This window comes from Rhizobacter sp., from assembly GCA_021153565.1.
Classification (GTDB): domain Bacteria; phylum Pseudomonadota; class Gammaproteobacteria; order Burkholderiales; family Burkholderiaceae_C; genus Albitalea.
Map to the genome: position 1 here is coordinate 1 of JAJKJU010000055.1, position 13,771 is coordinate 13,771.

Genomic DNA, 13,771 nt, shown 5'->3' on the forward strand with positions numbered 1-13,771 from the left:
CGGGGGATCGATCGCGGGACTCCGCGAGCGAGGGGCTGTCATGACGCCCGAGCGCCGGGCCGCCCCAAGCGGGCGCCATCCCCTCGGGGGATCGATCGCGGAACACCGCGGAACTCCGCAAGCGAGGTGCTGTCATGACTAAGACATTGATCATTGCTGAAAAGCCGTCCGTCGCACAGGACATCGTTCGTGCACTCACGCCAGTTGTCGGCAAGTTCGAGAAGGCTGCCGAGTACTTCGAGAACGACACGCACATCGTCACGTCGGCCGTGGGTCACCTCGTGGAAATCAAGGCGCCGGAGGAATTCGACGTCAAGCGCGGCAAGTGGAGCTTCGCGAACCTGCCTGTCATTCCGCCGCATTTCGACCTTGCACCCATCGAGAAGGCCAAGACTCGGCTCAATGCAGTCGTCAAGCTCGTGAAGCGCAAGGACGTGACGCAACTCATCAACGCCTGTGACGCGGGCCGTGAAGGGGAACTGATCTTTCGCCTGATCGTTCAGTTTGCCGGCGCAGCCAAAGCGCCGATCAACAAGCCCATCAGGCGTTTGTGGCTGCAGAGCATGACGCCGCAGGCCATTCGCGACGGCTTCGAGAAATTGCGCAGCGACGAAGAGTTGCTGGGCCTGTCGGACGCCGCGCGCAGCCGCAGCGAAGCCGATTGGCTGGTGGGCATCAACGGCACCCGTGCGATGACGGCCTTCAACTCGCGCGACGGCGGCTTCTTCCTGACGACGGTGGGCCGCGTTCAGACGCCGACCTTGTCCATCGTGGTCGAGCGCGAAGAAAAAATCCGCAAGCACGTGTCGCGCGACTACTGGGAAATCAAGGCCACCTTCGCGGCCGAGGCTGGCGAATACGACGGCAAGTGGTTCGATACGAAGTGGAAGAAAAATCCCGACGACCCCGAGTTGCGCGCCGACCGCGTGTGGACCGAGGCCGATGCGCAGGCCATTGCGCAAGCCGTGCGCGGCGAGCCGGCCAGCGTCACCGAAGAGGCCAAGCCCAGCACGCAAAGCGCACCGGCGCTGTACGACCTCACGAGCCTCCAGCGCGAAGCCAACTCGCGTTTCGGCTTTTCGGCCAAGACCACGCTGAGCATCGCGCAGGCCTTGTACGAGAAGCACAAGGTGCTGACCTACCCGCGTACCGACAGCAAGTTCCTGCCCGAGGACTACGTCAACGTTGTCAAGCAGACGATGAAGATGCTGTCCGACGAGGACATGCCCGGCCCGTTGCGCCCGCTGTCGGCGCATGCGAAGAAGGCGATGAACGAGGGCTACGTGAAGCCCAACAAGCGCATCTTCGACAACGCGAAGGTTTCGGACCACTTTGCCATCATCCCCACGCTGCAGGCGCCCAAGAGCCTGACCGAGGTCGAGGCCAAGCTCTACGACATGGTCGTCAAGCGCTTTCTCGCAGTGTTCTATCCGCCGGCCGAATTCATGGTCACCACGCGAATCAGTACCGTGAACGCGAAGGGGCGCAGCCACAGCTTTCAGACCAACGGCAAGGTGATGGTCAAGCCCGGCTGGCTGGCGGTGTATGGCCGCGAGGTGCAGGAAGACGATGCAAACCTCGTGGCGGTGAAGGCCGGCGAGATGGTGCGCACCGAGCACGTCGATGTGCTCGCGCTGAAGACCAAGCCGCCCGCACGCTATACCGAAGCGACTTTGCTGTCGGCGATGGAAGGGGCGGGCAAGCTGATCGACGACGACGAGTTGCGCGAGGCCATGCAGGAAAAGGGCCTGGGCACGCCGGCCACGCGAGCCGCGATCATCGAAGGCCTGCTGATGGAAAAGTACATGCACCGCGAGGGGCGTGAAATGATCCCGACGGCCAAGGCTTTCCAGTTGATGACGCTGCTGCGCGGCCTGCAGGTCGAAGAGCTCACCAAGCCCGAACTCACCGGCAACTGGGAGTTCCAGTTGGCCGAGATGGAAAAGGGCAAGCTGAGCCGCACGAAGTTCATGGACGAGATCGCCGCGATGACGCAGCGCATCGTCGCCAAGGCCAAGGAATACGACCGCGACACCATCCCCGGCGACTACGCGACCCTGAAGACGCCATGCCCGAATTGCGGCGGCGTAGTGAAGGAGAACTATCGCCGCTTCTCCTGTACCGGCAAAGGGCAGGGAGGCAGCCCCTCGGGCGCCGCGGGAGACACTGAAGGTTGCGGTTTCTCGATCAGCAAGATCCCGGGGGGGCGTAGCTTCGAGTTCGCCGAGGTGGAAGCCTTCCTCGCCAACAAGAAGATAGGTCCGCTCGAAGGTTTCCGTTCCAAGGCCGGCTGGCCTTTCACGGCAGAGCTGAAGTTGAGCTACGACGACGAGATCAAAAACTGGAAGCTCGAGTTCGATTTCGGAGAGGACGCGAAGAAAGATGGCGAATCCGGCGAGCCCGTCGATTTCTCGGACCAGGAAAGCCTGGGCGCCTGCCCGAAGTGCCAGGGCCGCGTCTACGAACTTGGCACGTCCTATGTGTGCGAAAACAGCGTTGGCGCCCACGTGACCTGCGACTTCAAGAGCGGCAAGATCATCTTGCAGCAGCCGGTCGTGCGAGAGCAGATGACCAAGCTCCTGGTCGAAGGCAAAACAGACCTTTTCGAAAACTTTGTGTCCAACAAGACCCGCCGCAAATTCAAGGCGCGGCTTGCCTACGACAAGAAGGAAGGCAAGGTGAGTTTCGAGTTCGAGCCAAGGGCGGCGAAGGTGCCCGCGAAGAAGGCCGCGGCGAAGAAGGCGGTCGGCTGAGAACACGCGCGAATCCGCGCGGACGCAGAGGTCTTGCCGAACAATGCCGCTGGCGAGCGTAGAGCGGCTGGGACTTCGCTCGGGAGTGCGGGTCAACTGGATTGCAGCGACAACCAAGGTGGTTTCAGCGAACTCGGAATGTGCGGCCCACATCCTCGGCCGCAATGCGCAGTCTCTTGTCACGCGTCCAGAGGCTCGCCCCTTCGGTCAACACCACCGACGCCAGAAGATGCACGTCGACGTAGCCGATGCCCTTGCCATGAAGGACGTGACATTCGATGAACGCGAGAACCTCTTCTCCCTCGGGGACCACGACGGCTGGCAGGTCATCAGCAGTTCGAGGATCGACGAGCGATCGCTCAGGCCTCCCGCACGCGATCTCGCCGACGACGAATGGATGCATGAGGACGGCACCACGTTCCAGCAGATCGGCGAGTTACGAAATTGACCCACCCCGTCGTTGTCGATTTCAACGAGTGGTGGGGTCTTGAGGGGATGGCATAGGTGCACACCTCGCGTGCCGGTGCCCCACGCGATCAAAGACTTCGACGTTGCCGATGCCAAGCCGTTGAGCTTGGACTTGTCTGCGGCGAGCTTGTCACCCCGCAGGAGCAGGAGAAATTCTTCCGGCTGATTCAGGAGATCAACCAACTGCTGCTGCCGGGCGCCCTGCCCCGCGGCGAATCGTCAGCCAGCGCCGCACAAGCCGTTCGGGTCGATCTGCCGGGCTCCGCCGCACCCTTGCGGCCGATGTTCGACCTGAACGTGGAGCCCAATTTAGTTGACGACGCGCCGCAGTCCCCCGCACTCTCGCCCGTGCCGAACCGGCCCAGTACCCCACGCTGAGCAAGGGGCGCATCCTGGGCTTCTACATGGGCACGGTGCTGGAAAACGAGCATCAACGCCAGCAGGCGCTGGCCACGCACCCGAATCCGAGGTCTATGCGATTGAAGCCAACCGGCGGCGCGACGGCAGCGCGGTCGCCCGAACTGGGGCGGGGCCGGCAAGCGAACGCCGGTGATCTACGGGGGGCTGGGCTCGGCCAACAGCTTGGCGTTCGCCAACACCGCGCTGCGCCTGCCAGACCCGGCCCATCCTGAACCCGCCTACGACAAGGAGCGCATCAACGCGCTGTTCCTGCCTTTCGATGTGGAGTTGACCGACAGGAATGGCGTGCGCCGCAGTGAGGCGGCCGTGGCACGTTGCCGGTCGGTCATGAAAGTCGGCTCCCGGGCAGTCCCACTGGTTGCCGAGCCTTACGCAGTAGCAGTCACCTGTAGCGCTGTGGCCGGCCCGGAGGCAACACGTTTGCGCCCACCCGAGCCCGCACACAGAGATCAGCGCACTTCGGTGACAAACTGCTCGCGGGGCCGACGAACCTTCGTCAGGTTGACCAGCCAGTCGCCATCAGCTTGGCGGTAGCCCAGCGGCAGCATTACTGCACTGCGCAGGCCACGCGAACGCAGGCCGAGGATGTCGTCTAGCTTATTCGGGTCGAAGCCCTCCATCGGCGTGGCGTCGACGTGTTCCTCGGCCGCAGCGATGACAGCAGCGCTGAAGGCGATGTAGGCTTGGCGCGCCGCATGCTGGAAGTTGACTTCCGCCGGACGATTCGGATAGGTATTGAGCAACTGCTGGCGATAGTTCTCCCAATCTTCGTTGCGAAGGCCTCGTACCTCGTTCGTGTAGTCGAACATGTGGTTGATACGTTCCGCGGTGTAGTTGTCCCAGGCCGCGAACACCAGCAAATGTGAGCAGTCGGTGATCTGCGCCTGGTTCCAGGCGATCTCGCGGATCTGTACGCGAACAGCGGGATTGGTCACCGAGATTATCTCGAACGGCTGCAAGCCGCTGGATGTCGGCGCAAGGCGCGCAGCCTCGACGATGCGATCAACCTTGTCCTGCGGCACGGGACGGGACGGGTCCATCTTCTTCGTGGCATAGCGCCACGTGAGCAATTCGATGATTTTCATGGCCTGAGGGGGAGAGTGGTTTTCTGAATTCTCCATGCTCCCGAGAAAGAGCCGTGGGCTGCAGGAATTCATCAGCTATGTTAGTCGCGCCGTAGCAGAGCCGATCGGTCAGCCAAGGAAGGGCAAGACTGAGAGGCTGAGAGTATTTCGATCATGCCCGCTCATCACGCCAAAAGACCCCTGCTCGTCGTTGCATTGCCTGGTGTCGATGCTCGTGCATCGAGCGTCCCATTCTGAGGGCGGCGCCGCATGGCGCCGAGGCGAGTTCTTCGTCCGATCTCGCTTTCGGTTAAAGGAGATTCGCTTCGCTGTGCAGCACTCGGCTGGGAGTTGCGCTGGCACACTTTGGTCACTCCCGATTCACCTTTCGATCTTTCGATGCGGTGGCCAAAGGGATCAGAGCCCGGTCGACGGGGCGGGTTTCGCAAGTCATGTGGCAGGCGAGACATCGCTGCTTGCTCGTGCGGGTAATTTCAGAGGCAATTTTGCCAAGTCAATGAAGAGAAGACTTCGAAATGGATCGATTCGTGCGTTCGTTGCTCTGCTGTCGCAATCCGCAGCAGACCGAAGGGCAGGACCAAGCATCAAGTGGTTCAGCGCCGAGTGCCGGCACGAGACCTCGGCCCACACCGCCAGCAGGTATTCCCGCTCGTCCAGCCTCCTCGCAGGACGATCCAGAGGGGGCCACACATTCCCATAGCCCGCCGTGGCGTGCCAGTGTGCCCGCCTCCACGGCGCAGGCGGACGTGGCGAGCCCATCATCCGCACAAACAAGTACACCACCGGCTGAACTTCCGGGCCCCCCAACAGAGTTGTGGTTGGACGTGGCCGGCAGGATGAATCAGGACACGAGGTCGGCGTTTCGCCTGGTCTGTCGCGCTGCCGCCGCCGTTGGTAAGCCATCCGTGCAGGGCCTGATGGTGCGGAATTCAGATGATTTGGCGCGCGCTTTGAAAGCATACGAGAGCGCGAAAATCGCCAAGCTGTCATTGCACCATGGTGATGAACTCGGGCTTGGTGATTTCACCGACGAGGACCTTCAAGCCTTGCCGCCCTCCTTGCGCGAGTTGTCAGTGATCTCTGCCCCACACATTACCGCTGCTGGATGGGCGCAATTGAACAACTTGCCGAGGCTTGAATCGCTCACGGCACAACAATGTTCCATTCCGGATGAAGGGGCGCGGGTGCTCGCTGGCAACACCTCGATCACCACTCTCAACCTGGCCAACGTCATTGACTATTGGGGTGCGCAAGCTTTTGCGACCACCGCCAACAACATTGGCGCTGCGGGTGCGCAAGCCCTGGCGGCCAACACCTCGATCACCTCGCTCAACCTGACCGCCAACAAGATTGGCGCTGCGGGTGCGCAAGCCCTGGCGGCCAGCACCTCGATCACCTCGCTCAACCTGACCGCCAACGAGATTGGCGCTGCGGGTGCGCAAGCCCTGGCGACCAACACCTCGATCACCTCGCTCAACCTGGCTTTCAACGGGATCAATATTGCGGGCGTACGAGCCCTGGCAGCCAACACTTCGATTACCCGGCTCGACCTGAAACGTAACAACATTGGCGCTGCGGGCGCGCAAGCCCTGGCAGCCAACACGTCGATCATCTCGCTTGGGCTGGGCCGCAACGACATTGGCAATGAGGGCGCGCAACTGCTGGCGGCCAACACCTCAATCACCTCGCTCAACCTGACCAACAACCAGATCCGCGCTGCGGGTGCGCAAGCCCTGGCGCAAAACACCTCGATCACCTTGCTCGACCTGTCCGACAACGAAATTGGCGCTGATGGCGCGCAAGCCCTGGCGGCTAACACCTCGATCACCTCGCTCAACTTGTGGAACATCTATTGCGGCGCTGCGGGCGCAAAAGCTCTGGCTGCCAACACCTCGATCAGATCGCTCAACCTGGGGGGCAACGACATTGGCGCCGAGGGCGCGCAAGCCCTGGCGGCGAACACCTCGATCACCTCGCTCAACGTGGAATTCAACAAGATTGGTGATGCGGGCGCAAAAGCTCTGGCGGCCAACACTTTGATCACCTCGCTCCACCTGGGAGACAACAGAATCGGTGATAAGGGCGCGCGAGCCCTGGCGGCCAACAGATCGATCACCTCGCTCAACCTGAAGGGCAACAAAAACATCGGCGCTGCGGGCGTGCGAGCCCTGGCGGCCAACAGATCGATCACCTCGCTCAATCTGAGTGAGATCAAGATCGGCGATGAGGGCGCGAAGGCCCTGGCGGCTAACACCTCGATCACCTCGCTCGATGTGCGCGACTGCGGTATAGGACTAGCAGGCCGGGCAGCTCTGGAGGCAGTTCGAAATCGCTTTGAATTGCTGCTGCTATGACTGCCACGCTGTGTGGCTCGTTCAGGAACAACGGCACGAGTACGCTTGTGTCGACTTCCCGATAGGTGACGCCGACGAACGACAGGAGATGGCCGACAAGCGGCCTTCGAGGGCAGCTCGCATGACCAGCCGCCGCCGCAAAGCGAACCCTCCCGGGCGGCTTACTGTCTCAAACTTTGTTGGCACGTCTCAGGCATTCATGGCATGTCTGCGACTTTGATGGCACGAACAGCGGGCCGTGATCAGATGCAGCGCCGGTGCTCCAGCGCGGGCAGCTGCGCGCGCACGGACGCAATGCGTGCCGCATCCATCTCCGCCATCACGACCCCTTCGCCCTCGGGCAGAACGTTCAGCACCTCGCCCCATGGGTCGACGATCATGCTGTGTCCCCAGGTGCGGCGACCTGTTTCGTGCGTGCCGCCCTGCGCTGGCGCGATCACGTAGCACTGGTTCTCTACCGCCCGTGCACGCAGCAGCAGTTCCCAGTGGGCGCGGCCGGTGGTGTAGGTGAAGGCCGCAGGCACCGCGAGCAGGTCGCAGGGGCGTTGGCCCGGCGCAAAAGTCAGTCGGCGGTACAGCTCCGGGAAGCGCAGGTCATAGCAGACGCTCAGACCCACTCGCACCGCGCCTGCGTCGAATGCGACGGGCTCCGGCCCAGCACGCAGCACGCGGCCTTCGTCATGGTTCTCCCGCCCGTTGTCGTAGCGGAAGAGATGCATCTTGTCGTAGCGCGCCGCGAGCCGTCCATCGGGCGCGTAGACGCAGCTCGCGTTGAATGCGTAGTCCGGTTCGCCGCTTCGAATCGGAAGCGTGCCGCCCATCACCCACAGTTCATGCTCGCGCGCGGCATCCGACAAAGCCTGCTGGATAGGTCCCTCACCCGGTGCTTCCGCGATCGCGAGTTTGTCGCGGTCGTTCGGTCCCATGAAGCAGAAGTACTCGGGCAGGCCCACCAGCTTCGCGCCGTCCCGGGCGGCCTGGGCGATCAGGCGGCGGGCGGTGGCCAGATTGCGCTCCACGCTGGGCGTGGACACCATTTGAAGTGCAGCGATTTTCATGCCGCGATCATCACCGCTTTGGCGTCTCGGCGGTGGCAGCAGGGTCGATGTCCGGCGCGGGGTCCCCGGCTTTGCGCTGCACGCGGTCGACCTTCGGGTCGCTCCACGGGCCGGTCACGTGGAACTCGCGCGTGCCCGCCTGCGCGAGCGGCTTGCGCAGGAAGTATTGCGCGAGGAAGGTGCCCAGCCCGATGGCAGGGTTGATCACCGCATACGCGAGAGACGCCGTACCCGCATTGATCTCAGGCACGACGATGACGCGCAGGTCCTGCGTTTCGTGCTCGATGTCGGCGCTGCCTTCCATGAGCACGGCTGCCTGCACGCCGCGCATGCGGAGGTTGTTGGTGTGTGCCACGCCCTGGTTGATGCTCACGTCGCCGGTCAGGCTGTCGAAGGCGAACCCTTCCTGAAACAAGTCGCGGAAATCGAGCGCGAGTCGACGTGGCAGCGACTGCAGGCTCAGCACGCTCAGGAGCCGCGCTGCGCCCGGCTGCACCTTGAGGAATTGGCCTGAGTCGATGGCGACGTTCACCTGTCCCGACAGGCTCGGGTAGTCGAGCGCCAAGGGCGAACCGAGCCACGACACCTGCCCCGCGAGACTGCCCTTGCCGCCGCGCACTGCCTGGGCCGTGCCCAGGCGGTCGAGCAGTGCGCCGCTGTCGGCGAGGTCGAGTTTGAAGTTGAGCACGGCGCGGCGCCGCGCCGGCACGTGGGAAGAAATCCATTGCCCGTTGGCCACGAACTTCGCTTCGGGTGTGGTCATCGCGAGCCGTGTCAGTCTCCATTCGCGAGACGTGTCGCGGCCTTCCCCGCTGATGCGGTTGAGCGCCTCGATCTCCACCCGCCCGAGTCGCTTGCCGCGCAACTCGAGCTCGTCGACCACGATGTCGAGCGCCGGCACGCTGGTCGGCTGCTGGTCTAGCAGCGTCTCGACGTTGTCCGCGTCGCTCTTGGGCAGGGACAGGCGCGACAGCCGCGCGAACACGCGTCCCGCTGCACCGCTGCTCGCGCCGCGACGGGCGGGGCGGTACTCGATGTAGCCATTGAGCTGCTCGGCGTCGAGGTTCGCGCGCCAGAGTCCATCTTCCTGGGATGCCCCGATCACGACCTTGGTGAGGCGGCGCGAGCCGGTCACCATCTCTTGCGCACGGACCGCGAAGATCGTCGGGATGTATCCACCGGCGGGCGAATCGGACGCAGCGTTCGTCGACACAGGCCCCGCCAGCTTGTTGCCCGCGGCTTCCCACGCGTCGGTGTTGACGCTGGTCAGATTGATATTGGCCGCGACGCCCGACACGGGCGTAGGTGCAGCCTCCATCACACCGATGCCTCCGCGCAGCACGCGAGCTTTTTCGCCCGACACGTCGCGCACGTACTGCGCGTTGACGAGGTTGCCGAGTTCGAAGCGCAGCGTGTCGCGCGCCGCCTGGCCAGTCGCCAGCGAATCGGGCGCGACCGAGGTCGAAAGGCGCGTTGCCAAGGCGGTATCGGCAGACTTGCGCAAGGGTGGCGGCAGATCGAGAGCCATGCCGACGAGGGAGCTCGTGATGCCGAGCTCGGCATGCCCGTGGTTCATGCCCAACGTCATCCGGTAGGCCGTTTGTCCTGCGAAAGCAGTTGCCAGGCGCGTCAGTCCTCCAAGCTCGCTGGCTCGGCGCAAGCCGTCGGCGGTAACAATGCCCTGGCCCGAGATGCGCAACGACCCGTCGGCGAGTGTGCCTCCCTCGAAGCTCGCGTCGCCGCCCAGCACGCGCGCCATGCCGCCGACGATGGTGAAGCCCTTGTGCGTGAAGTCGACCCGCGCATTGGCCGCGCCCAGGAGGGGCGTGTCGGGCGTGATGCGGATATCGTTGCCTGCGAAGGCGATGCTGCCCTTGACCGTCGAATGATCGGCGTCGGCGAACGGAATCGAGAGCGAAAGCTTCAGATCTGCAATGCCCGTGCCCACAGCCTGGGACAGGGCCTTGTTCGTCCACGTGCCGACAGGCGAGGCATCGACGTAGCGAAGCATGTCCTGCAAGGGCCCGCGCGCGCCGCCTTCGATCGTCAGGACCGAACGCTCGGAGAGGTTGCGGATGCCTCCCGATACCTTGGTGAGATCGACGCCGTAGACGCGCGCCTGCGCATTGCGGATTTCCATGGTCGCGCGGTCGAAAATGAGTTCCCCGCGCATCTTCGTGAACGCAGGCCACGGAGAGTCGTAGGCCGGTCGCGAGCCGCTGGCGGGAATGCTGGGCACGTAGGCGAAGTTCACATCGTCCACATGGGACGCAATTCGGAATTCGCCTTCCTTCGGATTGGTCAGGCGGTTGAAGGGGAAGTCCCACAGGTCGCCCTTCACCCGCAGCGTCATGTCGCTCACGTTGCCGCTCTTGACGGCGTGCGTGACGTAGGTTCGCGTGTCTTCGGGGATGCCCAACGGAAGGTAGCGCGCCACGCGCGTGGCCAGCCCGCGCGACACCTTGCCGTTGAGTTCGATCCGGCCGGGATAACGCCCGCCACGCGCGAAGCCTGTTCCCGGGCCGGTAGTCCAGTTGCCGGAGAGTTCGCCTTGCAGGTCGGCATTGACGAACTTCATGTCCTTCAACTGCAGCGACACCTTGGATGGCGTGCCCGCCGTTTTTGCGGAGTCAATGTGCCATTGCAGCGCCGCGCTCATCTGGTTCAAAGGGACGACGCTTTGCGCGAACACCCCGGGAAAGTCGAGGTCGCCGTCGTTCATGCTCAGCTTCGCATTGCCGCCCTTTTCGGTGGCGTTGAGCGAGATGGTCGCGTTGTGCAGGCCGGGCCGGCCGACGCCGTTCGCCTCGGCCGCGGGCTTGGCTGCGAGCGACAGGCTGTACAGCATTCCGTTCACCTGATAGGCCGTGGGCGCATCCAGGGGGCCCGTCCATCGGGCCGACAGGTCGCGGGCAACGCCCTTGGGGTCGAGTTCGATCAGCAGCTTGTTCACCGCCTCGCCCAGCGGCACGCGCGAGGCCACCTGTGCCATCAGCGCGAGGTCGAGCCGCTGGGCCGCGAATTCACCCCCCATGGGCGGCTGGCCTTCCACCTGATTCCAGTGCACGGACATGTCGCCACGCGGCCAGCGAATGCCGTCGCCGGTGACGAAGCCGAACTGCTTTGCGGCCAGCGACCAGCCTTCGGGCCCACGTTGTGCGGAAAGCCGGCCTTCGATTTGCTCCAACACCAGCGGATCGACGGTCTTGGACAAGCGCATGGTCACCTCGCGCAAGGCCAGGTCCACGCTCGCGGCGAGCATCTTGCCGTCGCGCACGTTCAACCAGCCGCGCAGCGCGCCGTCGCCCTCGCTCAGCTCGAAGGGCAGGCTCACGTAGCGGCGAAGCTCGCTCACGTCGGCGCGAGGCAATTGCGCGAAAAGCAGTCCACTCCAGCGATTCCAGTCGCCGCTGTCGGTGAGCAGCGGCTGGGTGAACCGCCCGCGCAGGCTGAATCGCTCGCCCCAGGCAGCCGGCGGCGTCGCATCCAGGCGCATTTCGTGGCTGCGCAAGCCGTTGCGGATCACGAGATCCACATCGGACAACGACAGGGTCGGCGCGCCCCGTTGCTCGTCCGTCCAGTTGAGCGACCCGTTGCGGATCACGAACTCGGGTTGGTTGAAGAACCAGTCAGCGGCGTCGTTGTCGCCCCCCTGATTCGGACTGTTCACCTCCAACCCGGCCACGAAGACCCGGCCTTGCTTGTCTCGGCGGATTTCGAGCTGCGCGCCGTCGATGAACAACTGCTCGAAACGAAGCTCCAGTACGAGCAGCGATCGCGCCGACAGGGCGGCGACCACGTGCGGCAACTGCAGGGCGGGACGTGACTGCTTGTCCTCCAGCACCACGTCTTTGAGCTCGAGGGAGGGTATCCACGCACTCGATCGGACGCTGATGTTGCCAATCCGTACAGGAACCCCGAGTGCGCTACTCGCCCGCTGTTCGATCTGCGGTCGCCATTGTTCGATGTGCGGCAAAATCCCCCAGTGCAGTGTCAGCCAGGCGATAAGCAATAAGCTCCACGCCGCAATGACCAGTCCCGTCAACACCCGCGCCAACCAGCGCAAACGCCGCGTCACCAAGGCTCGGCGGGTGAGCGGCACTGATCCAGCGGCAGTGACAGGCGCAACGATGGACATGAATGAGTTGGGGGGCCGAAACCGGCGAAACGAGTGGGCGGCAACAGGCCGTCTGTTGCAGGCATTTTCACCGCGTTTGGCTGATGCCCCGTCAGCATCCCATGCGTGGGCATTCCTGCAGTGACTCACGGACGTCCCATGGGTTCCCTGCCTGACCTGCCGCTGCCCGAATCCCTGTTGCCGGCGACCCCGCTCTCGGCCCCACCCGCCGGCGCTCTTCCTGTTGAGGCGCCCGCCGCGCGCGCCGACCATAGTCGCTTCGTGCAGCGCATCCGCCGTCGCTATGTGCAGGAACTCGCACTGTTGCCGAGCGGCCTGCCGCGGCGCGACGACATCATCACGCTGATCGAAAAACTCCAGTTCGCGGGGCGCCCTCTGGGTGCGGCCCTTCGCGTGGCCCGCCAGCTCGTGCTGGAACGGCTGGCCGTGCTCGACATCGAGCAGAACGCGGCGATGGAAGCCGTCACGCTCACGATGACTGAACTGGCCGAGGCCACGCTCGATCTGGCGCTCGCACAGGCCCGTGTCGCACTCGACGCCCGTTACGGCGAGCCGCTGAACGAGACCGGCCAACGCATCGACTTCTGGGTCGTCGGCATGGGCAAGCTCGGTGCGCGCGAGCTGAACGTGTCCTCGGACATCGACCTCATCTACGTGTACGAAGAAAGCGGCCAGACGACGGGGCCGCAGCAGATTTCGGCGCACGAATACTTTTCGCAAATGGCGCGCGCTCTTTACACGCTGATCGGCGATACAACCGAAGACGGCTTCGTCTTCCGAGTCGATCTCGCGCTGCGGCCCAACGGCAATTCGGGTCCGCCGGTTGTCAGCCTCGCGATGCTCGAGGAATACTTCCAGGTGCAAGGCCGCGAATGGGAGCGATTGGCCTGGCTGAAGAGTCGGGTCGTCGCCCCGCTGGCGAGCGTTCGCAATGGCCGTGCGCTGGCCTTGCGTTCGATGGTTGCGGCCTTCGTCTACCGGCGCTATCTCGACTACGGCGTGTTCGAGGCACTGCGCCAGTTGCATCGCAAGGTGCGCGACGAAGCGCAGCGGCGCGCCGCTGGTCGGCCCGAGCGGGCCAACGACGTGAAGCTTTCGCGAGGCGGCATTCGCGAGATCGAATTCATCGTGCAATTGCTGCTCGTGGTGCGCGGCGGGCAGTTCCCCGAGATCCGCACGCGATCGACATTGAAGGCGCTCGACAAGCTTGCCGCAGGCGGGCTGATGAAGCCAGACAGTGCCAAACGGCTGGCCGAGGCCTACACCTTTTTGCGTCGCGTCGAGCATCGCATCCAGTTCCTCGACGACCAGCAGACGCATTTGCTGCCGACGGTCGACGGCGACTTGGCATGGATCGCGCGCAGCCTGGGCCTGGTGTCGCGTCAAGCCACCAATGTCGGCTGCTCGCTTGCTCTCGAAGCGCATTGCGGCGTTGCGCCTCCTCGCCATAGCGACGGCCATGACTCGTCGGCGCGCCTTGCACTGCGCTCCGACA

8 protein-coding genes are annotated in these 13,771 nt (G+C 64.0%); 5 read left to right on the forward strand and 3 right to left on the reverse strand.

The features are described 5' to 3' along the window. Positions 1-134 precede the first annotated feature (134 nt). The 3 genes from AC30NL_RS03715 (at position 135) to AC30NL_RS03725 (ending at position 3,599) form a co-directional block, all read left to right on the forward strand. Positions 135-2,753 carry a DNA topoisomerase III gene (locus AC30NL_RS03715; RefSeq protein WP_489462664.1) on the forward strand — a complete coding sequence of 873 codons (2,619 nt, stop codon included), beginning with the start codon at positions 135-137 and terminating at the stop codon, positions 2,751-2,753. Between the two features lie 229 nt (positions 2,754-2,982). Continuing rightward, complete coding sequence (locus tag AC30NL_RS03720; protein WP_489462665.1) at positions 2,983-3,201, forward strand: hypothetical protein; 219 nt, start codon at positions 2,983-2,985, stop codon at positions 3,199-3,201. Positions 3,202-3,257: 56 nt separating this feature from the next. Further along, the gene (locus tag AC30NL_RS03725) at positions 3,258-3,599 is read left to right on the forward strand and encodes a hypothetical protein (protein ID WP_489462666.1); all 342 of its coding nucleotides are present in this window, start codon (positions 3,258-3,260) and stop codon (positions 3,597-3,599) included. 491 nt (positions 3,600-4,090) lie between these two features. On the opposite strand, the gene AC30NL_RS03730 is transcribed toward AC30NL_RS03725, so the two are convergent. Then, positions 4,091-4,726 carry an NAD(P)H-dependent oxidoreductase gene (locus AC30NL_RS03730; RefSeq protein WP_489462667.1) on the reverse strand — a complete coding sequence of 212 codons (636 nt, stop codon included), beginning with the start codon at positions 4,724-4,726 and terminating at the stop codon, positions 4,091-4,093. Between the two features lie 950 nt (positions 4,727-5,676). Here AC30NL_RS03730 and AC30NL_RS03735 point away from each other — a divergent pair. Further along, positions 5,677-7,080: a leucine-rich repeat protein gene (locus AC30NL_RS03735; protein ID WP_489462668.1), complete on the forward strand. Its 1,404-nt coding sequence runs from the start codon at positions 5,677-5,679 to the stop codon at positions 7,078-7,080. 242 nt (positions 7,081-7,322) lie between these two features. Here AC30NL_RS03735 and AC30NL_RS03740 read toward each other — a convergent pair whose 3' ends face one another. Both AC30NL_RS03740 and AC30NL_RS03745 read right to left on the reverse strand, forming a co-directional pair. Further along, positions 7,323-8,138, reverse strand: coding sequence for a carbon-nitrogen hydrolase family protein (locus AC30NL_RS03740; protein WP_489462669.1), 816 nt, complete (start codon positions 8,136-8,138; stop codon positions 7,323-7,325). A 10-nt stretch (positions 8,139-8,148) separates the two neighbouring features. After that, positions 8,149-12,276, reverse strand: coding sequence for a YhdP family protein (locus tag AC30NL_RS03745; protein WP_489462670.1), 4,128 nt, complete (start codon positions 12,274-12,276; stop codon positions 8,149-8,151). A 138-nt stretch (positions 12,277-12,414) separates the two neighbouring features. Here AC30NL_RS03745 and AC30NL_RS03750 point away from each other — a divergent pair. After that, positions 12,415-13,771: [protein-PII] uridylyltransferase family protein (locus AC30NL_RS03750; RefSeq protein ID WP_489462671.1), on the forward strand; the 1,357-nt coding region annotated here is incomplete at its 3' end.